This window comes from Pontiella sulfatireligans (assembly GCF_900890705.1).
GTDB classification, from domain to species: Bacteria; Verrucomicrobiota; Kiritimatiellia; order Kiritimatiellales; family Pontiellaceae; genus Pontiella; species Pontiella sulfatireligans.
Map to the genome: position 1 here is coordinate 1,695,257 of NZ_CAAHFH010000001.1, position 21,137 is coordinate 1,716,393.

General features: G+C 53.2%; 18 protein-coding genes. 9 read left to right on the forward strand and 9 right to left on the reverse strand.

Annotation, left to right across the window (positions count from 1 at the left end):
- Nucleotides 1-26: 26 nt before the first annotated feature.
- The gene (locus SCARR_RS05715) at nt 27-2,315 is read right to left on the reverse strand and encodes a sodium-translocating pyrophosphatase (protein ID WP_136060543.1); all 2,289 of its coding nucleotides are present in this window, start codon (nt 2,313-2,315) and stop codon (nt 27-29) included.
- Between the two features lie 185 nt (nt 2,316-2,500).
- Nucleotides 2,501-3,328, reverse strand: coding sequence for a hypothetical protein (locus SCARR_RS05720; protein ID WP_136060544.1), 828 nt, complete (start codon nt 3,326-3,328; stop codon nt 2,501-2,503).
- 959 nt (nt 3,329-4,287) lie between these two features.
- On the opposite strand from SCARR_RS05720, the gene SCARR_RS05725 reads away from it, so the two are divergent.
- On the forward strand, nt 4,288-5,256 hold the full coding sequence (locus SCARR_RS05725) for a fatty acid desaturase (protein WP_136060545.1): 969 nt from the start codon (nt 4,288-4,290) through the stop codon (nt 5,254-5,256).
- The gene (locus SCARR_RS05730; protein WP_136060546.1) at nt 5,256-6,068 is read left to right on the forward strand and encodes a sugar phosphate isomerase/epimerase family protein; all 813 of its coding nucleotides are present in this window, start codon (nt 5,256-5,258) and stop codon (nt 6,066-6,068) included. The genes SCARR_RS05725 and SCARR_RS05730 overlap by 1 nt, the downstream gene beginning before the upstream one ends.
- Here the strand turns inward: SCARR_RS05730 and SCARR_RS05735 are convergent.
- Nucleotides 6,059-7,018, reverse strand: a complete 960-nt coding sequence (locus SCARR_RS05735; RefSeq protein ID WP_168433032.1) for an AraC family transcriptional regulator — start codon at nt 7,016-7,018, stop codon at nt 6,059-6,061. The two genes, SCARR_RS05730 and SCARR_RS05735, sit on opposite strands and share 10 nt — an antisense overlap.
- Nucleotides 7,019-7,125: 107 nt before the next feature.
- Here SCARR_RS05735 and SCARR_RS05740 point away from each other — a divergent pair, with 107 nt between their 5' ends.
- The 7 genes from SCARR_RS05740 to SCARR_RS05770 all read left to right on the forward strand — a co-directional run bounded on the left by SCARR_RS05740 (nt 7,126) and on the right by SCARR_RS05770 (nt 15,044).
- A complete protein-coding gene (locus SCARR_RS05740; RefSeq protein ID WP_168433033.1) occupies nt 7,126-9,441 on the forward strand; it encodes a pyruvate formate lyase family protein in 2,316 nt (771 codons plus the stop codon).
- Nucleotides 9,442-9,508: 67 nt separating this feature from the next.
- On the forward strand, nt 9,509-10,429 hold the full coding sequence (locus SCARR_RS05745; RefSeq protein ID WP_136060549.1) for a glycyl-radical enzyme activating protein: 921 nt from the start codon (nt 9,509-9,511) through the stop codon (nt 10,427-10,429).
- Nucleotides 10,426-10,794 (forward strand): hypothetical protein, encoded by a 369-nt coding sequence (locus SCARR_RS05750; RefSeq protein ID WP_136060550.1) that lies wholly within the window; start codon nt 10,426-10,428, stop codon nt 10,792-10,794. Before SCARR_RS05745 ends, SCARR_RS05750 begins: the two co-directional genes overlap by 4 nt.
- 126 nt (nt 10,795-10,920) lie before the next feature.
- Entirely contained in the window at nt 10,921-12,327 is a 1,407-nt protein-coding gene (locus tag SCARR_RS05755) for a sugar porter family MFS transporter (protein WP_136060551.1), read from the forward strand.
- Nucleotides 12,328-12,330: 3 nt separating this feature from the next.
- The gene (locus tag SCARR_RS05760) at nt 12,331-13,629 is read left to right on the forward strand and encodes a hypothetical protein (protein ID WP_136060552.1); all 1,299 of its coding nucleotides are present in this window, start codon (nt 12,331-12,333) and stop codon (nt 13,627-13,629) included.
- Between the two features lie 189 nt (nt 13,630-13,818).
- Nucleotides 13,819-14,427, forward strand: a complete 609-nt coding sequence (locus SCARR_RS05765) for a hypothetical protein (RefSeq protein WP_168433034.1) — start codon at nt 13,819-13,821, stop codon at nt 14,425-14,427.
- Nucleotides 14,424-15,044 carry a hypothetical protein gene (locus SCARR_RS05770; RefSeq protein ID WP_136060554.1) on the forward strand — a complete coding sequence of 207 codons (621 nt, stop codon included), beginning with the start codon at nt 14,424-14,426 and terminating at the stop codon, nt 15,042-15,044. Before SCARR_RS05765 ends, SCARR_RS05770 begins: the two co-directional genes overlap by 4 nt.
- Before the next feature lie 411 nt (nt 15,045-15,455).
- Here SCARR_RS05770 and SCARR_RS05775 read toward each other — a convergent pair whose 3' ends face one another.
- From SCARR_RS05775 to SCARR_RS05800, 6 genes are all read right to left on the reverse strand, one after another.
- Complete coding sequence (locus SCARR_RS05775; RefSeq protein ID WP_222846192.1) at nt 15,456-15,773, reverse strand: helix-turn-helix domain-containing protein; 318 nt, start codon at nt 15,771-15,773, stop codon at nt 15,456-15,458.
- On the reverse strand, nt 15,770-16,762 hold the full coding sequence (locus SCARR_RS05780) for a TOTE conflict system archaeo-eukaryotic primase domain-containing protein (protein ID WP_136060555.1): 993 nt from the start codon (nt 16,760-16,762) through the stop codon (nt 15,770-15,772). The genes SCARR_RS05775 and SCARR_RS05780 overlap by 4 nt, the downstream gene beginning before the upstream one ends.
- Nucleotides 16,763-16,835: 73 nt before the next feature.
- The gene (locus SCARR_RS05785; protein ID WP_136060556.1) at nt 16,836-17,438 is read right to left on the reverse strand and encodes a hypothetical protein; all 603 of its coding nucleotides are present in this window, start codon (nt 17,436-17,438) and stop codon (nt 16,836-16,838) included.
- Entirely contained in the window at nt 17,425-19,842 is a 2,418-nt protein-coding gene (locus tag SCARR_RS05790; RefSeq protein WP_168433035.1) for a type IV secretory system conjugative DNA transfer family protein, read from the reverse strand. The genes SCARR_RS05785 and SCARR_RS05790 overlap by 14 nt, the downstream gene beginning before the upstream one ends.
- 106 nt (nt 19,843-19,948) lie before the next feature.
- Nucleotides 19,949-20,524 (reverse strand): hypothetical protein, encoded by a 576-nt coding sequence (locus tag SCARR_RS05795; protein WP_136060558.1) that lies wholly within the window; start codon nt 20,522-20,524, stop codon nt 19,949-19,951.
- 16 nt (nt 20,525-20,540) lie between these two features.
- On the reverse strand, nt 20,541-21,122 hold the full coding sequence (locus SCARR_RS05800; protein ID WP_136060559.1) for a hypothetical protein: 582 nt from the start codon (nt 21,120-21,122) through the stop codon (nt 20,541-20,543).
- Nucleotides 21,123-21,137: the final 15 nt, after the last annotated feature.

The following is a 21,137-nucleotide window of genomic DNA, read 5'->3' on the forward strand; positions in this document are numbered from 1 at the left end:
AACGTTCGCCCCTCCGACCATTAGAACTATTTGGTGACGATGTGCAACCACTCCTGAATCACAGGGGAGAACTTGATCACAACCGGGGTGAAGACGATGCTGACCATGGTCATCAGCTTGATGAGAATGTTGAGCGATGGGCCGGAGGTGTCTTTGCACGGATCGCCGACGGTGTCGCCAACGACAGCGGCGTGGTGGGCATCGGAGCCCTTGCCGCCGTGCGCACCATTTTCAACGTGCTTCTTGGCATTGTCCCACGCGCCGCCCGCATTGTTCAGCATGGTGGCCAGCACAAAGCCGGTGGTCAGGCCCCCGGCAAGCAGCCCCATCACGCCCGGAACGCCGAGGATCAGACCTGTTACAACCGGGACAATGATGGCGAGCAGGGAGGGGACGAGCATTTCGCGCTGTGCTCCCTTGGTGGAAATGGCAACGCAGGAAGCATAGTCCGGCTTGCCGGTGCCTTCCATGATGCCCGGGATTTCGCGGAACTGACGGCGCACTTCTTCGACCATCGCGCCGGCGGCGCGGCCGACGGCTTTCATGGTCATAGCGCAGAAGACAAACGCCATCATGCCGCCGAGAAACAGACCGCAGAGCAACAGGGGATTCATGATGTGCAGTTCGAACCTGTTCACAAAATCCATAATGCCCGCATGTTCGGCCTGTTCGGCGGTGAATCCTGCAAACATGCCTTCGCCCGCAAGCTTGGCAATCCAGATCTTAACTTCTTCAATATAGGCGGCGAGCAGTGCCATCGCGGTGAGGGCCGCGGAACCAATCGCGAAACCTTTTCCGGTCGCGGCGGTGGTATTACCGAGCGAGTCGAGCGCGTCGGTGCGTTCGCGTACTTCCGGCGGAAGGCCTGCCATTTCGGCGTTGCCGCCAGCGTTGTCGGCGATCGGGCCATAGGCGTCGGTCGCGAGGGTGATGCCCAGCGTGGCCAGCATGCCGACCGCGGCGAATCCGATGCCGTAGAGGCCCATCGACATATCACTGAATCCGCCCGCGAAGCCAAAGGCGCAGATGATGCCGACGACGATGGTGAGCACCGGGATCCCGGTGGAATACATCCCTGTAGCGAGACCATCAATGATGGTGGTCGCCGGCCCCATGACGGCCTGTTCGGCGATGCCCTTGGTCGGTTTGAATTCAGCGGAGGTGTAATATTCGGTCGCTTGGCCAATAATGACGCCCGCCGCAAGACCCGAGATTACGGAAAGAACGATTCCGCCGGAAATCATGTCGAGCTGCCACATGCCGGCCAGTGCGAGGACGATGAGAGCCGAGCTGCCGAGCGTTCCGGTGAGCAGGGCTTTCAGCAGCCCCTTCTGCGTGGCGCCGTCTTTGCACTTCACCATGAACATTCCGACGATGGAAAGGATGGTGCCCACACCGGCAACAATCATCGGCGCGGTCACAAGGCCAATGGCGTCGGCTTCGGTTCCAGTGCCGTTCATGACATGGTGCGCGCCAACCGCCGCACCGAGTGCGGCGGTGGCGAGAATGGATCCGCAATAGGATTCGTAGAGGTCGGCGCCCATGCCAGCGACGTCGCCCACGTTATCGCCGACGTTGTCCGCGATGGTCGCCGGGTTGCGCGGGTCGTCTTCCGGAATGCCGGCCTCGACTTTACCCACGAGATCGGCGCCCACGTCGGCCGCCTTGGTGTAGATGCCGCCGCCAACACGCGCAAACAGCGCCTGCGTCGACGCGCCCATGCCGAAGGTGATCATGGTGGTGGTCATGTGAACCAGTTTTTCTGTAACGGTACACCCTGCCGGCACAATTTCCATGCCAAGGAAATGTACGCCGTTGATCATGTTTTCCGGCGAATAAATTTTATCCAGTGCAAAATACCAAATGCAGATATCGAGCAGACCGAAACCAACCACGACCAAGCCCATCACCGCGCCCGAACGGAACGCGACCTGCAGGCCGCGGTTGAGCCCTTCCGAGCAACCCTGTGCCGTGCGCGAGGAAGCCGCGGTCGCGGTCTTCATTCCAATGAACCCGCAGAGGCCGGAGAAAAAGCCACCGGTCAAAAAGGCAATCGGAACAAATGGATTCTGAATGCCGGCAAAGGCCAGCGCTTGCAGGATAATCAGCAAGACAATGAAGACGATGAAGACCACCTTGTATTGGCGCATCAGATAGGCCATCGCGCCTTCACGGACGTGCCCCGCGATTTCGATCATGGTTGCGTTGCCCTCGTTCGCAGACATCATCTTTTTATAAAAGAAGATCGCGAACAACAGCGCGAAGATGGATGCGATCGGCGCGATCCACCATAGACTTGTGATTACTGAATTCATGATATTCCCCTGAGAGTTTATGTTTATAGCGATTTATCAAGATGCCACCCGCATCCCGGACGCCATAGAAACCGTGTTGCTTGAGCGCATTGAAAGGTTTTTTCAATGTGCGCATTCCGAAACGGTGTAAAAAAAACATCCCGCAAGGGCGGGACGTTTTATTTCTATCGATGTGTGATGGGAATTTAGATCATAAAGCATCTGCGAATGAAAAGAATCGCACCGCCAAATGCACTGATTAAACCCAAAGTCGCCGGTTCCGGGATGGGCGTAACATCACCGATCGTCTCACCGATCCGGATTTCGTCCACATAGCCAATATTAGCGCCTAGGGTGAGCCCGAAATGCGTAATCGGCGAAAAGGTGGCTCCCGTCGAGGCGATCGTATGGGAGGCGCTCCCAGCCACATCGGTCAGATCGGTTGGATCAAAGTAAGTCGTCATCGTGCCGGCATCGAGATTTACCTCGGAAACGACGAAATGAAGCCCGGCGGTCGTGGGGCCGTCAACATCGTCAATACCGCTCGGGACTCCAAAGTTGCCCCATCCTGTGGACGTCGCGCGAACCATGGCCTGCATAACCGGACCCATGGTGCTGGAGGCTCCCACCGCCCCGCTCAAAAGCCCTGCGGTGAAGCCGGTTGTGGCGTTATCGGCATCGAACAGGTAACTCATATAAACGGTTCCACTACTGATCGCACCGTCGGTCAGTTCCAATTGCAGGTTTTTGGTGCCGGCGATCAGTACATCCATCCCCCCATACTGCCCCTCTACCTCCAACGAGTTTCCCTGGCCGTCGGTGTAGGATAGCCCCGCTGAGTCGTAGGTTCTCATCCGATAGTTGGTGAGCGTCGCATTGTTGGTGAAGCCCATGCCGCCCGGCATAGCCCTGACCCGGATATTCCCAACCGCGTCGAATCCTTCATAGGCCAGCAACGTGGCCTGCGCGCTCATGCTGGAGACCGCCAACAACGCCACGGCCATCATTATCCGTTTTCCTTTTGTATATTTCATAATTACCTTTCCTTTTCCGTTATGCATCCAGTCGCCTCGTTGCTTCCAGATACTTCTTATCTCTCGGAGTCGATCTATACTACAGACTCTTGAGATTTAATTTATATCACCTTCATACGGAGGATGTGTGATTCGTTTTGCGACCAGGAAAGGGTCCAGTTTGCGAACGGCTCTCCGGAACCGCACTCACCTGAAAAAATACGACAGCGTGCCGAAGCTCGCTCTGAATCGGATCCTATATCCGCATGATGGTTGTTCAATTTTTAGGCGAATGAACTGCTGCTCTGCAGCGTCCACATTGATGCGGTTGGTGATCGCATTGAACTCGTCGTTCACCCCCCTAGTAATGGGGCGGAGGTTAAGCCTTTTTAGCCTGACCTCATCTCTCTGCATTCCGAGGTAAAAACCCGTGGTTCAGGACATTTGGGCAGAATAATTAGGCGGCAGAATAATTTTTGGGATAGTAGGAAGTAGCGCCTGGCCTCAGCGAGAAACGAGCGTGGGCCCGGCTGGCCCGTACGAAATGGATTCAATGTTCTACAACCATTCACTCGGTCATTAGAGGTTCACTTCGTTCGTGAGTTAAGCCTACGGTTTGAGAAGAGATTTTATGGTGCTATAAAATTATATTCTGCGAGCGACAAACCTGTTTTCACCGACAATTAGGGGCTTAACCTCCAACCCATTACCCCGCCGCCCGTACCGAGGACTTCGCAGCCCGCATGGGTCCATGGTTCGAAGATGAGACCCTCAAAACCACTCCAAGCCACCTACACAAGGAGAAATGCAAAGTTCTAGACGAGTTGAACCGGGAAGAAACTTAGCAAGGGGGTACATGCCAATAAGATCTAGTACCATCACGGTGCTATTGTCCATTTAGTTCGGGATACCATCCATGGCAATTGCGCCTGCCACTACGTAGATTGAGTCCCATTAAGAACTTAATCAGGAGATTTAATATGAAAGCGACAGATAAGCCTAGATGGTACAAATGCGACGTACCGAAAAACGAAATGAAAGCACTCATGCAAAAGAGCGATGCCGTCGGTATTACGCACACCGCGCTTTATTTGACCCTGCTGATCGGGTTGGGAGTGCTCGCCTACCGCGCCATCGGCACTCCCTGGGTGATTCCGGCATTCTTTGCGTATGGCACCGTCTACTGTTTTTTCAACCACATGATGCACGAAACATTTCACGGTACGCCCTTCAAAAATAAAAACCTGAACGGGTTCTGGTGCTGGGTCGCATCATTCTTTAACGGGGTGGAAATGGTGCACAACCGCTACGGACACATGCAGCACCACAATTTCACCTATTATGAAGAGGATGATCCGGAAATTGAAATCCAACGCCCCGTTTCCATCTGGAAAATGATTCCTAAGTTTTTTGCTGTCGGCCTTTTTAATCCGCTCCCCATTATCCGGCATGCGCTGGGCAATATCAGCGATGATGCCAAACAGATCGTTCCTAAAAATGAGTGGAATAAAATGATCTGGAGCTCCCGGCTTTGGTTGATTGGCCACGGATGTGTCATTGCATCCTGTTTTGTGTTCAACACATGGCTGCCGGTGGTTTACACCCTGTTCGCGCGTTTTTACGGCGCACCGCTGGGCCGCTCGCTTGATCTTATTCAGCATACCGGCATGGAAGTAAATGTGCGCGATCACCGACTCTGCTCACGCACCATCTACCTTAATCCGTTCACGCGTTTCCTGTACTGGAACATGAATTACCACATCGAGCACCACATGTTCCCGGCCATCCCGTTCCATGCCCTGCCAAAGCTGCATGAAAAAATCAAAGATCAGCTTCCGGAAACCCATCCCAGCTGGTTCGCGGCCTATCGCGAAATTATTCCGACCGTCCTTAAGCAGCAGAAAGATCCGAACTATTGCTTCACTCCCACCATCCCGGAGAAGGCGTAATGGAAATTAAATTCTTCACCCCGCACTGGGGTTATGAACATCGGGATTTCAAAACGTATTGTCACGATGTCGCAAAAGCCGGCTTTGACGGCATTGAGCTCAACCTCAGCACCGATCCAGCTGAGACAGTAGTGCAATTGGACCTGCTTAAAGAAAATGGACTCGAATACGTGGCTCAGCATTCCGGCACATGCGCGCATGACTTTGAGGAACACAAAGCGCATTACCGCGAAAATCTTGAACGCATCACGGCACTCAAACCACAGAAACTGAATTGCCATACGGGAATTGATTTCTTCACATTTGAGCAAAATCTGGAGATCGTCGACATTGCACTGGAGGTCGGCGCATCCTGTGGTGTTCCGATTGTGCATGAAACGCATAGGGGTCGCTTTCCGTATCACGCCGCTCTGACTTTCCAATATCTGGAAGCGCGGACGGAACTTCGGCTCACCGCGGATTTCTCCCATTGGTGTTGTGTTTCTGAATCACTGTTGGAAGGACAGGAAGCATTCGTCGATATGGCCATAGAAAGGGCGGATCACATCCATTCCCGCGTTGGCTATGATCAGGGGCCGCAAATCAACGATCCTCGTGCGCCTGAAAACGCATATATTGTTGAACGCTTTCTTAGTTGGTGGGACCGAATTGTTGAAATACACCAAGCCAAGGATTCAGAAACCCTAACCATAACGACCGAGTTCGGCCCTTGGCCCTATACCGCTTCACTGCCCCTTACGCAGCAAGCGATTTCCAGCCAGTGGGACATCAATATTTATATGATGCATCTATTGCGCAAGCGCTATCGATAGTCGCGCGGCGAGATGCCCATGATCTTTTTGAAGATCCGGGAAAAGTAGTATGGATCGGGGAAGCCGAGTTGCTCACCCACTTCACTGATGCGCATTCCCGTTGTGGTCAACAGCTCGCAGGCACGCTGAATCTTGAGTCGATTGAAATAGTCGATCGGCGTGCTGTAGTAGCGCTTGCTGAAAAGCACGCCGTAGTGGTTCAGGCTCATGCCGGCAATGTTGGCCAGTTCCTTCAGGGGCAATTTGCGCGCAAGATTGCGGTGCATGAACTCGACGGTCTTGTCGATGTTTTCATCAGCGGTGCGGCTACGCTGTTCGGATGACCTCATGCGCAGCTGGATGACACCAAGCAGCTGGCTCAGTGCGCCGGTCGCGGCAACTAGCGTGGAGTAGGTATGTACCTTGCTCATGAACTGATAGAGCTGTTCAATGCAGGCAGCCATTTCCTGATGCTGTGGCAGATGTATGACCGGGCTTCCTGTAGAGGGAAAAACCAGCTCACAGAATTCCGCGGCCTGTTTCCCCTGGAAGTGCACCCAATGGTTGGACCATGGTTGCCCCGGATTGGCACCGTATTTATGCGGAACGTGTGCGGGCACGAGAAAGGCGCTGTGTTTTTCCACCGTCCATTCATTACCATCGAGTTCGAGCCAGCCTTGTCCGTCGTCGCAATAGATCAGGATATAGTCATAGCTTCCGATCGGTCGGGGTATGTAGTGCGCTGGCGACGCTCCCTGAAAACCGACGCGCGTGCAGAGCAGATCGCCCGTAATCGGCTTTTGCAGAAACTCATCGCGCAAAGCTGACGCAAGATGCGCCATACGCATATCCGGGAACGCGCCGCGCTGGGCACGGCGGATGTCAGGAAGAGGGATATCCGAAAAATCCGAAAACTTAAGCCCTGCTTGTTTGAGCAGTTTGCTTACTTCTGTTTCACTCCTCTGTTGCATTGAGCTCTGATACATCGGGATATTGTCCATTATTTCCAAAATCCTGTCCATGGAAAAATATGAGGAAAAGCGGAATAACTAAGACACCAATTCACGAGGATAAAATTATGAAAACCTTTGACTATACAGACACCGAGCGCATCTATGCGGCAGATCTGCACAACAGCAACTTTAAACCCAATAATCGCATCAAGCGACTGATTGATCGCCGCGACTGGCTGGCTAAAAACCATAAAAAAGATATCTACTGCGACAACGCGGAGTTCCTGATCTATCACTGGTCCGGGAAAGCGGAAACCTTTGCGGCGGCAACCGGTGAGCAGGCCGCTTCCGAAGACGAGCGCATCAATATCGGCGACCACACCGCGCGTGTCGATGTCGGCGGTCCGTTCCCGTATGCGGCGCAGATGCCTTCCAAGGTCAATGGCTATGAGCCGACCGTCACCAACTGGGCGGACGATTATGCCTTCTTCCTTCGTCACTCCGAAGCGGAGGTGCATCCATACGAGCAGATCGTCGGTGAATTTCACTGGCAGTTAGACGAAGCGCGCTACTACAAATATCCGAAATCCCACGCCGACTTGGGGCTGGTTGCCCGCGAATTGGGCGCCGGTGGATTTAGTCTAGCGCATTGCTGTCCGGATCTTTCCATCGGTCTTAAACTCGGCTGGGGTGGACTGCTGGAAAAAATTCGTAAAAACCGCAATAAGCATGCGACGTATGGTAACGAAAAATCTGTGACCTATCTGGATGCCAGTGAACAGGTCGTTCTGTCTGTCATCGACTTTGTGCAGCGCCATGGCGAAAAGGCCGCTAAGCTGGCCGAAACCGAAATGGATCCGGTAAAAAAAGAGTCCTACGAACTCGTCGCGAAAAATTGCGCAAACATTTCCTATGAACCGCCGAAGACGTACCACGAGGCGTTGCAGTGGATTATGCTCTACATGATTGTAGAGCGCGTCAATGGGCACGGAAACGGCTATGGCCGTTTTGACCAGTTGCTGATACCGTTCTATAAGGCCGACAAAGCCGCAGGACGTATCGACCGCGAACGCGCTCGCGAACTGCTGGGAGAATGGTATTTAAAATATGGCCCTCATCTTTCGTATGGCGGACGGAACGAAGATGGTTCCGATGCCACCAACGAAATGAGTTGGATCGGGCTGGAAGCCTACGATTTGGTCGGCGGATACAACCAATTTGGCGTACAATGGCACAAGGATATGGATCCAGACTTTTTTAAATATTCATGTGATGTCGTCGGCCGTCATGGCTGCGGGGTGCCAGCGCTCGTCAACTCCGATGTCCTCGTTGCCAGCCAGTTGCGTACCGGTTTCGATGAAAAGCATGCGATGAACACGTCGTACAGCGGATGCCAGTGGTACTGTATTCCGGGCCGCGAATATCAGGATCAGGATGTAAACTGTATTGTCCTCATCTCTCCGATGCAACGCGCTATCGATATGGCCATTGAACAGGGCATTGAAGGGTGGGACGGCTTCTGGAACCTCTACTGTGAAGAGGTGGATAAAAGCGGCGAAGCCTTAGTGAATTTTAAAAACGAAGCGTACAAATATCACGCTCAACTGTGGCCGGAAATGATCACCTCGTTGGTTTCTTATGGCCCAATTGAAAAAGGGCGCGACATTACCGACTTTGATTCCGTGGACTATAACTATCCGTCTGTAAATGTTCTGGGCGTTCCGAACGTGGTGGATTCCATGTATGCGCTGAAAAAGGCCGTGTTCGAAGACAGGAAGTTTTCGCTCAAGCAGGTTCGCGATGCCTGCGAATGCGACTGGACTGGCGAAGGCGAGGAAATTATACGCCAGGTGTTGTTGAATCTTCCAAAGTTTGGAAATGACGAGGATGGCGTCGATGCCATGGCCATACAGATCTCTGAACAGGTCCGTGAAGTTATGGAAGCGAAGCGCAGCATTAAGGGCGGCCACTTCCGTACATCGCTTTTCCAATATCAGGGACACACGGTCGCGGGGCCATACCTTGGCGCAACACCGGATGGCCGTAAACGCAAGGAACCACTCGCACACGGCATGAACCCGATGCATGGCCGCAATCGTGCCGGCATGACCGCCACGGCAAATTCCTTCTGCAAGCTGGACTTTGCCAAGTATCAGGGCGGTTCGTTCCAAATAGAGTTGCATCCGAGCTATTTCGCGGAAGATGCCGACCGTGGTGAGCTGGTCGATCAGTTTGCTCAGACGTTCTTTGAAAAAGGCGGCGTGCAGATCAATCTGAACGTTTTCGATCTGGAAGATCTAAAGGATGCCTATGACCATCCGGAGAAAGATGAATACGACGATATCGTTGTGAAAGTTACTGGCTATTCTGCCCACTTCACCAAGATGGATCGTCAGTTCCAGAAGGAATTCATCACCCGCGTGAACTACAAGTCATTGTAAAAAAATAGAACCACGAATTACGCAAAAATAGAATTGAAGCGTTCGTGTAGTTTGTGGTTAATCAATTATGAGTAAACAGGGCCATACATTTAGCGTAAAACGGATGCAGACGCATGATGGGCCGGGGCTGCGCACCACGGTCTTTATGAAAGGCTGTTCACTGCGCTGTGCCTGGTGCCACAATCCGGAAAGCCTTTCCGGCAAGGCGGAGCTTTGGCGTAATGAACCGCGCTGCATTGGTTGCGGCATCTGTGCGCTGGATGATGGCTCGCTTACGGATCATGATAATTGGAACGGCGATCCGGCCGTCATTGAAAACTGTCCCGCCAAGGCACTGGAGCCGTTGCGGAAGGATTGGTCGGTGGAAGCATTGCTGGCCGATCTGGAACGCGATGCCGCGTTTTTTACTAAAAACGGAGGCATCACGGTTAGTGGCGGTGAACCCGCAATGCAGTGGCCGTTTGTGGCTGAGTTGCTGAAAGGCTGTCGGGAGCGGGAGTGGCATACGGCGCTTGATACCTGTGGCGCCGCTCCGGCTGAAGCACTCGATGTACTGTTGCCGCTTTGCGACCTCGTGCTGTTTGACCTCAAGATCATGAATTCTTCCAATCATAGGAAGTGGACCGGGCAGGGGAATGAGCAGATTCTGGATAATTTTTGCAAAACCATGGCCTACGCCACAGAACATCCAGAATTAAAGATATGGATCCGAACGCCGCTGATTCCCGGTGCCACCGATGGTACAGAAAATATTGAGGCGATTGGGCATTTTCTTTCCAATCATTGGACGGATCAGATCGAGCGCTGGGATCTCTGTGCCTTTAATAATCTGGCCGTTGAAAAATACCAAAAAATGAATATGGAGTGGGAATTTGCTGAAACACCGCTCATGGAACGGAAGCATGGAGAAGAGTTGCTCCAAACCGCTATCGGAGCCCTCGGACCGGAAAAATACGACCGGGTTTATTTAAAAGGACGTATGATATGAAGATTTTTTTGATTGTGTTGGTGGCGGCGATTTCGAACATCGGAACCGTTCTCTGTTTAAAAAAGGCCAAGTTTGCCTTGGTTAGCGGTTGTCCCGCAACGGGCTGGCTGGCCGGGATTGCTCTGACCATTGTGACGACTCAATATCTGATGTGCTGGGCGGATGTGTGGGGGGCGTCGTTGGGATTCGTTATGTCCTTCATCATTGTTCTGGTGATGCTGTCCGCTGTACTGGTGAATGTGCAGGTGCCTTCCGGACGGTTAGAGCTGTTGTCGCCCGCAGGGCTTCCGGTGCTTGAATCAATCGGCTATGGCCTCGCCGTTGTCGGTATTTTTTTGGTCGGGATTTCCAAAAACCTGGCCTGATTGTGTAAAGACCGGAAAGGGAATGAAAAGCGTAGGATATAATCCATCTTTTTCACTTCTTCGTCCATGTCCAAAACCCGGTAAATATGTATTAAATATAATGATTAACTGAAAGAAGGCAAATCTATGGAAAGTAAGACGGAAAGCGGTTCAATGGGATATTTGTGGTTTATCTGCCTCGTGGCAGCCTGTGGCGGATTACTGTTTGGCTACGACGCTGTGGTGGTGTCCGGGACGAACTCGCAAGTTACAGCTCTGTTTGATTTCAGCCCGAGGCAACTGGGCTTCTATGTCAGTTGTGTTCTTTGGGGTTGCGCCATCGGATCGGCCTTTGCCGGACCGATCTCCGACGCCTTCGGTCGTAAGAAAACACTAATGATCGCTGCGATCATGATCTTTATTTCCGCCACCTGGAGTGGACTTTCCGACGGTCCGGCGCATCTGATCATGGCACGCCTGTTGGGCGGTTTTGGGATTGGTGCCTCCACGATGGTCTGCCCGCTCTATATCTCCGAAATCTCCCCCGAAAAACACCGCGGTCGTATGGTGACACTGTTCCAGTTCACCATCACCATCGGAATCGTGATGTGTGTCTTTTCCAACTTTGGGATTATTAAATTTGCCGAAGCCAATGCCGCCTCTGAAACGCTCGCCCCCTTCTGGAAATGGTTTGCAGTCGATCAAAGCTGGCGTGCCATGTATTTCGCCGAAGCCCTGCCAGGCATTCTTTTCCTCGTCTGCGCTTTCTTCATTCCTGAAAGCCCTCGCTGGCTGGTTAAAAATCAGCGGACGGACGAAGCGAAAAAAATTCTAAAACGCATCAACGGGGATAAAAAGGCTGCGGCGGTCTGCGCGGAAATCGAAACCGCGGTAAACGAAGAAAGCGACGTCCGTTTCTTTGATCTCTTTACCCGCAAGCTGAGCAGGCCACTGATTCTCTGCCTGTTGCTTTGCTTCTTTGCCGAAGCCTGCGGAGTTTCGGTGGTTTTCTACTACGGTCCGCAGATCTTCGAAGCGGCAGGCTTCAGTCTGGCCGGATCGCTCGGAGGCTTCGGCACCATTGCTCTGGTAAACATGGTCGCCACCATCTTTGCCTTAATGTTTGTTGATACCGCCGGCCGCCGAAAACTACTCGCCGTCGGCACCATCGGAGGAGTCATTGCCCATCTTGTTATCGGCAGCCTCTTCCTTAAGGGTGCTACCGGATGGGCCATCGTAGTCGCGATCAATGCCTTTGTGGCTTTCTTTGCCTGCGCCATCGGCCCGGTCAAGTTTATACTGATTTCGGAAGTCTTTCCGAACCGCATCCGCGGGAAGGCGATTTCCATCGCCACGGTCTGCATCTGGCTGACCAGTGCTGGAGTGGCCCAGCTTTTCCCAATCATGCAGGACGCCATGCCGACCGGTTTTATTTTCTACTGCTTTGCCGGCGTGCTGGCTCTCTCCCTGTTTGTCATTAAGTTCCTTATGCCCGAAACCAAAGGACGCACCATTGAAGAAATCGAGCGTTCCTGGCTCAAACACGAGGACTAGACCATGCTGCACGATCCCAGCCACTACACCCCCATGGCAACCGACGAGAAGATCGAGGTTTCCTCAACCGACCGCGATACCCTGCGCGGCCTCGCGGAACAGAAGGCCGCTGCCGGAACCGAATCCTCGCAAAAGGAAAAGGCTCGCCTGTGGACGGCTCTCAACGACTTAAAGTCCGAGCGTCCCATGGTTTGGATCAATGAGATCCCCTGGAATGAAATGGACGTCAATGACGAGCTGAAGCTCCAGTGTGAGGGTGGGTGGGCGCGTGAGCAGGAAGTGCTGCTGCGCAAGGAACTCTACCAGTGGAACCACCTGCCTGCCGACATGGTCGTGAGCCCATGGATCGAGTGCCCGAAGGCGGTTCACAGCACCGACTTCGGCATTGTTGAAGATACCAATATCTCTGAAACCGATCATTCCAACGATGTGGTTTCCCGCCACTTCAACATCCAGATTGAAGAACTGGCCGATATTGAAAAGATCCAGATGCCGGTTGTTACCCACAATGAGGAGCAGACCGCACTGCGCGAGCAGATCTTCAACGACGTGTTCGGCGGCATCCTTCCGGTGAGGGTGGTTGGGCAAAGCCACATTTGGTTTACGCCTTGGGACTTCCTGATCCGCTGGACGGGTATCGAAAATGCGCTGATCGGCCTTTATGACGATCCCGATCTCTACCACGCCATCGTCAACCGCCTTGTCGGTGCCTGGATGGTGGAGCTCGACCAGTTTGATGAACTCAACGTGCTAGAACTCGACAATTCCAACGTACGCGTCGGCTCCGGCGGCTATGGATATATCTCCAAACTTCCAAGCCTTGGGAATGCACAAACACACGTGACGCCCAAAGACATGTGGGGCTGTTCCAACGCGCAGATATTCTCGGAAGTTTCTCCCGACATGCACTGGGAATTTGCGATCGAGCATGAGCTGCGCTGGATGGAGCGCTGGGGCATGAACTACTACGGCTGCTGCGAACCGCTGCACAACAAGACCGAGATCCTAAAGAAGATCCCCAATCTTCGAAAGGTCTCCACCAGTGCCTGGTGCGATGTCGAAAAAATCACCGAGGGCCTAGGTCAAGACATGGTCTACAGCATCAAACCCAGCCCGGCCATTCTCGCGGGGGACGACTGGCATCCCGAACGCGCCCGCGCCGAAATCCGCCGTGTGCTGGACATCGCCCAAGGTGCGCATCTGGAATTCATCATGAAAGACATCTCCACCGTGCGCTACAAACCTGAGCGCCTCTGGGAATGGTCCGCAATCGCGATGGAAGAAGTCGGAAAACCCAAATAAGCAACGGCCCAAGATATGGCTATCGCTTCAGGGTACCGCCATGCGCGGCCATCAATATCAAAACAGGTATCATTATGCCCCACGTTTGCTTTCAACCAACGCCGCTGACGGGCGTTGCCCCCTGCTATCCCACCGATAGGGAGTCAGCCATTTAAATCGGCAGTCCTCCCTCTATAGTGGTGATAACAAATGTCAACTAGAGGATTAATCGGATTCAGGTGCAACGACACCGACAAGCTCATTTACAACCACGCAGACTCTCATCCGGATACACTCGGGCTAAAGGTTCTGCGGGAACTAAGAGAAGTTGATAACTGGAACGTAATTTTGGACCGCATAGAAAGTCTCGTTCCAATTCCTGAACAGCGAAAACTGGGCGAACATTCAAGCATGGCGGAAGCAGAGATTCGAAGAGCGTTTCCCGATCTTGAGTACAGGGGTTCTCCTCAGAATTTTTATGATCTCTATCAACCGCTGCAGGGCACATTGAAACCCTACTTGGACGGAAAACTAATGTTCATGCCGGACGCATCGGATTTCATACACAACAGCCTCCATTGCGAGCGGGCGTACATCGCCAACCTAGATGACAAAAAATTTGAGGTATGGAAAGGACTCCAGAGCGAACCGGACTCAGAAAATGAGCGCTATCCTCAAGAAGCTGCCCGCACCGGATATTATCTCTGCACCATGTTGAGATCCTATGATTTGGAAAAACTTCCCGAGCAAGGAACCTACCTGTCGGACTACTTTTTCTTCAGGGATCTTACCTCATCGCGACCAGAGGACAGACCATGAGCGATCAAGGTTTGATCGGGTTCCGATACCGCGACATTGATAAACTCGACTACAACCGTTCCGGTTCTGCGCCGAATAAACTCGGCCTCCAGATCCTTCACGAACTACGGGCAGTCGATGACTGGGATCCTTTCAAAAAGCGAATAGCAGAACTCACTCCGGTGGCTGAGACGCATAGAATTGACTATTTCGACGGCTATCCTGTCGCCGAAATACGAAGGCATTTTCCTCATCTGGAATACGACAGCGCACCGACCGACTACCATGAATTATTTGCGCCGTTGCAGGGCACACTGGCCCCCTACCTCGACGGTAAGCTCAGCTTCATGCCGGACGCATCCGATTTCATTCGAGACAGTCAGCATTGTGAATGGGCCTACATTACCAATCTTGACACCAATCAATTTGAAGTTTGGAAAGGGAACCAGCTCGAACCCGACCACGAGGACAACCGAATGGTTGAAGAAGATAACCGCTACGGTAAGGATATGGATCGCATGGGTTACTATCCATGCGCCATGGTTAGAAGCTACGACTTTGAAGAACTTCCCAACCCCGGACTCTTTCTAACGTATTATTCCTTCTCAGGGGATCTTACCGACGGAAACAGAGAGTAGACTCTGATCAAGGAACTCCGCATCGGAACGATGCTAGAATAAGCCACAAATATAGGGCCCAAAGGGAATATGGAGGGCGCCCTACCGAGATCCGACCGCAAGCCAAACAAAACGGTTCGACAAGCACCCGTGGGTTATTGTGGTATTAACTCGGCTTTCACAGTTGGATCTGAAGAGAACTGATAAAAACATTTTCAAACAGTCCGAAGACATAGTGCTCAATCATAATGCCATAAAAGGTAATGGTGCCGGAGGTGGGACTCGAACCCACATGACCGAAGTCGCGGGATTTTGAATCCCGTGCAATTTGATTCAAATCTGCTCAGACATTCTCATAACCTGAAGAGCTTCCGGAGGGAAAGGCATGGATTTGTTTGCCGGCAAACACGGGAATGGCGGAACAAGCAGGCGCTATTTCTTGGCCCGTACGTAGCGCCGGTTGAGGAACTTCTCGATGTCGCTGCGGTAGAAGCGACGTAGCCCCCCAACCCGGATGTGAGGGATCTCCCACCGCCAAAGCGTGCTCAGCGAGATACCAAGCCAGTCGCATACCTCGCGGGCGCTCAGCAGATTATCCAAAGAAACCTCAGCGCATCGTTCCCACTCTTGCAGTGCATAGAACGCCCGATCTATTGCTTCGTCGTCATGTCCAGCCGCACGCAAGAGTGTTCGCGCTGCCGACAGGTTCGGGTCGTCCAATATCTGAATATCCATCGCGTCGGCTTTCACTGTGGCACTCCTACGGAATGACTCACCTTGAGCGGGCACGACGAATCACAGAACGGCATAACAGCAGGATCCTCGCATCCCATGCCGCGATAGCTCCCCTTATACGCACAATGTGCCTGGGCATGGATTTCAGAATCCCGGATAATAGGCTTACCCGAATTAGGGCGATTTCGGCGGGCCCAGGCATTCAGGATTCCAAGTGCTTGGCCATAAGCATAGCCGGCCAGCTTCAACTGCACCGCCAGACGGAAGCAGGCAACGCGTTGGTAGTCGGTGACTCCCTCGGCGAGCATCCTTTCCGCACAGGGCTTCAGCCCATACTTCCTACCATCGGCAACTGTCCGCAGGTTGACAGATGCAGTGCGAGTGGAATAGGACGGCTCCTTCCTCGCGATATGGAGCAGAGCATTTCGGGACACTGGCTGAATACTTGCCAGCACAGCCCATTGATCCTCAAAAGGCTTCATGTGTTCGTTCAGGAACGCCGTACGCCCCTGCAAAACATGCCGCCCAAAAAGAGGCAGGTTGATGAAATTGCCATACTGTTTCCGCGTAAGAAGACGATCCTGCTTAGGAAATATCTCCGTCGATGGCGCGCCGATCTTTTGCAGCAAGACCCGCATGGCGATGCGCATCAGCCGGGCCTCTACACCGCCATCTTCGGCAAACCACCAGCAATGATATCCCTTGGACTTGCTGCGCTCAATATAGGTGCTAATGCCAGCATCCAGGGAAACTGAACGGAAAGCCGTCGGCATACCTTTGTCGTGCGAGTCGAAGTCCACCACAGCAAAAAAAACTTTCTCGCCGACAAGCGGATAAACGCCTAACGGCTGAACACCGGAAAGATGACGGTTGGCAACATCAATGGTCACCGGCTTCTTCACCTGCCAGCTTCGTCCGCTTTCGGAGTCATACGTTCCGTACACGTCCGTACGACCGGCGAAGCGGCTGCCAAAAAGCTCAACTTGTTTCTGCGTAAAGTGCATTCCAGCAACTATCCTTTCGATGCAAACGATGTTCAGAAGATGAATCTCTTCACAAGGATAGCGGCAGATGCGATCAGGTCATTTCAGATAGAGTCAAAGCCCCCGGCATTTCTTCAGCCGCCCAATGACTTTGTAGTAAAGCGGCAACATGATTCGCGAGGGCATGCAGTTCCAGTCCCGAAAACACCGCAACGTCGCCGAACTCATATCGGGATTGGATTTCCTCTGCGAGCTGCATTCTGGAATTCCAATCGAGTCCATGGAGAAAGCTATCCAGAACACACGACGTATGTCGGGCCAGCACTTGCTCCTTCAGTGCTTCCGCGAGCCATTGAAGAATTGTACTGATTTCGGTGGCACCGTCTTCAAGGACTTCAATGATCGCCAATGCATATCCTCCCATGGATTTCTGGGAATAGGCGCTCTCCAGAACATCAACACTTAATGCGTAAGCCTCAGAATCCGAAATGCGTTGGGAAGGTATCATTCCGTTCTGGAACAGGTGGCGTGTGAAGCGGATGATCTCGGATTCAAATTCAGCCAATGATGCCGGGGCATCTGCGGCCGGCACGTAGTCGGCGGCGGCATCATCAAATCCACACACGCAAGCCGCTCCGGCCAGATCAATTTCCAGACGGTGCAAAATTGAGGCAGGACTTGCGTTAGCATTCTTCATAGGCCAGATCCTCCTCACTGAAGCTCCACCCCATCTCATCGGCGGATAAATCCCTGAACGGAGAGTTCCATCGCTCGGAGCGCCGGGCCAGGCCTTTCCGAACGGCATCGACCGGCAAACAGTAGTTCCGATGTGTATTTTCCAGAATCGACCCTACATCCCCTCCCTCGACTTCAGGGGGTGGCCTGGTTACCATTCGCACGACCTCCTTTCCGATCCTTGCAATCATCTCATACTTTTCCAGCTTCATGATTTCCTTCGGATCAACAAGATCCTGCATGTCTTTTGCAAAGAATTGGCTATCTCGCTTATCGACTTTCCCCAGGATTGTAGTCCCTGCGGTAGACAAAGCGTCCACCTGGCGCGTGCCGAACTGGGACAGATACTGGTGAGCCAGACAAAGGTTGATCCCGAACTTGCGCGCCTGGACAATGATGTTTTCTATGGCATTCGCGGCAACAAACCGATGTGCCTCATCCGCAAAGATCGAAAACCGTTTTCGTTGATCTATTGGAGTATCGCTGCGGCCCATGGCCGCGTTAAGAAACAGGGAAAGAATGAGGGCTCCGAGAATCTCCCCCGCGTCATTGCCCACGGACGACAGGTCGACGAGAAGAATCATGCCCTCATCCATAATCCGTCGGAAACTGATACGGTTCTCGGGCTGTGAAAGCATGAGCGACACATTTCCGGCGGCCACCAGCTTCGACAGCTTGTGCTTGGGGGCCTGCAGATCCGATTTGCGATAGTCCTTCAGGAAATCCTGCTGCCAGAATTTTTTGACGGGTTCGTCCAAGGCGGCCTCCACGATCATCTGCCTCAACTCTTCGCTTTCCGGACTTCCCTGCCGAACGAGGCTGTAGAGATCAAGAAGCGATGCGTGCTTCAGATATGACAGCCCAATGAGCCCGTTCCTTATGACATGCTCCAACCGATCACCCCAATCCGAAAACACCCGCCGGAGGGCTCCAACTATGTCGTCTGCCCTTCTGTAGATATTTTCTCCCGGATCCAGAGTCAACGGATTCCACAGTGGAACAAAATTTGGATCACCGGGATTTAAATAGATGGTACGAGAGCGTAGCCCTTCCGGAATGATGGTCAGGGCCTGCTTAACAGCATCCCCGTGAATATCGATGAACACGGCCCCGCTACCCTCTTCAATGTCCTGGCGGAACATGTTTAGCAAGACCGTGCTCTTCCCCATCCCTGCTGAGGAAAGAATATGGGTGCTGCGGGAGCGGACATCTTCAGGGATGCAAACAGGCTGGATCTCACCAGCATAAGGACTGTCGCCGATATGCGTCCCGTTGTGGAGAGATTTATCCCTGACCGGCAACGTCTCCAGCGCGGCAAGGGGGAGTCGGCGCTGCTCGACGAGCTTTGCGTGAAACGGATGGGCCAGCCCGACAAGCTCGCGGGAATTCACAAGAAAGCCTGGCCGGTAAACCGTTCCCCGCTGAATCATCCGAATCAAGTCCGAGTCTCTGAACATTTTCCGGTACTCCCCATCTCCTATTTGGCGCAACGGCCGTCCTCCGTGTTGATAAAGGTTCATGAAGGCCGTCAAGGCTTGCAACGATGGCGGTGGATGAGGCTTTTCGGTAATCATACCAACTCTTGCCGCCGCATTGAAGAAAGGGCGGTCATTGTGGGCTTTCAGTTCGACATCGCTTGCCATGTTCCGGAGATCGCCTGAAGGAGCCTGCTGCATGTAGCGCCGTCCTAGGCTGTAGAGTCCATGAAGATTGATTTCATATTCCAGATCCAGCAAGCGCTTCACATTTCGATGCCAGTCGTTGGTCGCTGCGACCGGCTGGAATACACACTGGTAGAAGCCTATGTCGGCGTCGGGAACTTGCGACAACGCTTGGACAAGGGACATAAACGCCGGTGAATTCAGTTCCTCGTACGATGTCAGCAAATGGGAGTACGGCGGATCAGGATAGTAGTCTGCCAGATAGACGCGCGTATCCCGCCCCCAATCGACACGTTCCAGTCGCGGCTCACGATCGACCGTGACCTCAGAGCATTCAAACAGCCCACGAAATATGGTAGTAAGCACATAGGCATCTGCTCGATGCACAAGCAGGCCAATGGTGATGGACTGGATATTTCCGGAAATTTCAAATGCGACACGGTGGGACAGGCCGGCCATGGATTTCAACAGAGTCTCAGACCGGGTCCAGTCGCATTTCTGGTCAGGCGACACCCAGATGCGCAACCGAAGCCACTCACCGGGTTCAGTGGGCACTTCTGGAATCGCCGCTGCCTGTTCAGCATCATCCTCCACACCGAACAGCGCGTAGCGTGGCTCCAACCGCACGGGTTCCCTCTCTATCCTGGGCGAACAGCCTTTGGCTATTTCCATCGACAAGAGGGCCATGAGCTTTTTCGCCGCCATCCTCGGAGCGGCGCGCTCCAGTCTCACCTGATCTATCGTAGCAATCTGCATATCTCTACTCAGATAGTGGCAGCGCAGGTGGCAGTGTTGCAGCCTGCGCAGACCTTTAGTGCATAGACGTTCTGCGAAGACGCCGCATCAGATATGGATGTTGCTTGAGAGCCTTGCGAAAACCGGAATGGATGCGCGCCCCGGTTCCCTCGGTGATCTCCGGTGGAAGAATCTGATGGTATGTCGCCATGTATTCTTTTGCATCGGCCATCAACTGTTCGACGCTTCGGTGTGAAAAATACGATTCCACCGTGACGGAGATCAGATTGCGCGAGTATTCCGCACCGTACTCCAATGCCAGGATGCGCAATACGCCGCGCAGCCCTCCGCCGCTTCCGGTCCTCACCTCTTCAAAGGCCGCCTGTGCCGCGCTGTCCCCATATTTCCGCTTCAACAGATGCCAACATCGGTTTGAGCAAAACTGAATATCGACAGGGCCGGGATTGATTCCCAGCAAGGTTGCCTCCACATGGGACAAGCACCGGGCGAGGCATTCGCAGTACGAATCCCAGTCCGTGAGAATGGCCGTCTTTACTGCAAAGCCATTCAGGGCCGCATCGACTTTTTGATCGATGCAGCTGGGAATACCCTCGATATTGGCCAGCAGGCGCTGGAGTCTGCTTGCTGTCATAACCCCCTTCCTCATTTTAGAGTCGCCGGAACATCGATGATGTCTGGCGCAGCCCCTGGACAAAAGCGTCGATGAGATCCCGGTAGTTTTGTGCATATCGCTCCGGCTGGTCCCTGCGTACGTTTGAAGGGATGCTGGCATCGAAGTGCCGCATGAACTGCCGGATAATTTCCACCTTGTCCTCCCATGAATTAGGAGCGACATAGCTGTCGAATATGGAACGTACGTAGTGCTGAACCGCCTCTGTCTTGCAGGCGTCGGCAATGATATCGAGGATTTTTCGCATACCGCCATTCGTTCCGTCATGGGCATCATTGTAGGCCGAGACGATGTCGCCGTTGTTCCGGCGATATTCCCGTTCGATCATTTCTTTCGCCCTGCCTTGGGCCTGCCCGGCCGACATACGACCGCCGTTTGTAATGCAGGTTGCCGTGTGATGATTGAGGTAATCGCCTGTTACCGAGGCGAACGCCTCGAACGAACCTACCGTATTGCTCGACAAAGGATACCGCATACGAGCCTCGTCATGCGGAATACCGATATTACGAGCAATGCTCCGCTCTTCCAGAGCATCCATTATCTGTTGAATTGCCGTCATTGTTTTGTCTCCTTA

What these genes read in the sequence shown, in the direction of transcription:
- SCARR_RS05715 (WP_136060543.1), bottom strand. Translation starts at nt 2,315, where the DNA reads ATGAATTCAGTAATCACAAGTCTATGGTGGATCGCGCCGATCGCATCC.
- SCARR_RS05720 (WP_136060544.1), bottom strand. Translation starts at nt 3,328, where the DNA reads ATGAAATATACAAAAGGAAAACGGATAATGATGGCCGTGGCGTTGTTG.
- SCARR_RS05725 (WP_136060545.1), top strand. Translation starts at nt 4,288, where the DNA reads ATGAAAGCGACAGATAAGCCTAGATGGTACAAATGCGACGTACCGAAA.
- SCARR_RS05730 (WP_136060546.1), top strand. Translation starts at nt 5,256, where the DNA reads ATGGAAATTAAATTCTTCACCCCGCACTGGGGTTATGAACATCGGGAT.
- SCARR_RS05735 (WP_168433032.1), bottom strand. Translation starts at nt 7,018, where the DNA reads ATGCAACAGAGGAGTGAAACAGAAGTAAGCAAACTGCTCAAACAAGCA.
- SCARR_RS05740 (WP_168433033.1), top strand. Translation starts at nt 7,126, where the DNA reads ATGAAAACCTTTGACTATACAGACACCGAGCGCATCTATGCGGCAGAT.
- SCARR_RS05745 (WP_136060549.1), top strand. Translation starts at nt 9,509, where the DNA reads ATGAGTAAACAGGGCCATACATTTAGCGTAAAACGGATGCAGACGCAT.
- SCARR_RS05750 (WP_136060550.1), top strand. Translation starts at nt 10,426, where the DNA reads ATGAAGATTTTTTTGATTGTGTTGGTGGCGGCGATTTCGAACATCGGA.
- SCARR_RS05755 (WP_136060551.1), top strand. Translation starts at nt 10,921, where the DNA reads ATGGAAAGTAAGACGGAAAGCGGTTCAATGGGATATTTGTGGTTTATC.
- SCARR_RS05760 (WP_136060552.1), top strand. Translation starts at nt 12,331, where the DNA reads ATGCTGCACGATCCCAGCCACTACACCCCCATGGCAACCGACGAGAAG.
- SCARR_RS05765 (WP_168433034.1), top strand. Translation starts at nt 13,819, where the DNA reads ATGTCAACTAGAGGATTAATCGGATTCAGGTGCAACGACACCGACAAG.
- SCARR_RS05770 (WP_136060554.1), top strand. Translation starts at nt 14,424, where the DNA reads ATGAGCGATCAAGGTTTGATCGGGTTCCGATACCGCGACATTGATAAA.
- SCARR_RS05780 (WP_136060555.1), bottom strand. Translation starts at nt 16,762, where the DNA reads ATGCACTTTACGCAGAAACAAGTTGAGCTTTTTGGCAGCCGCTTCGCC.
- SCARR_RS05785 (WP_136060556.1), bottom strand. Translation starts at nt 17,438, where the DNA reads ATGAAGAATGCTAACGCAAGTCCTGCCTCAATTTTGCACCGTCTGGAA.
- SCARR_RS05790 (WP_168433035.1), bottom strand. Translation starts at nt 19,842, where the DNA reads ATGGCGGCGAAAAAGCTCATGGCCCTCTTGTCGATGGAAATAGCCAAA.
- SCARR_RS05795 (WP_136060558.1), bottom strand. Translation starts at nt 20,524, where the DNA reads ATGACAGCAAGCAGACTCCAGCGCCTGCTGGCCAATATCGAGGGTATT.
- SCARR_RS05800 (WP_136060559.1), bottom strand. Translation starts at nt 21,122, where the DNA reads ATGACGGCAATTCAACAGATAATGGATGCTCTGGAAGAGCGGAGCATT.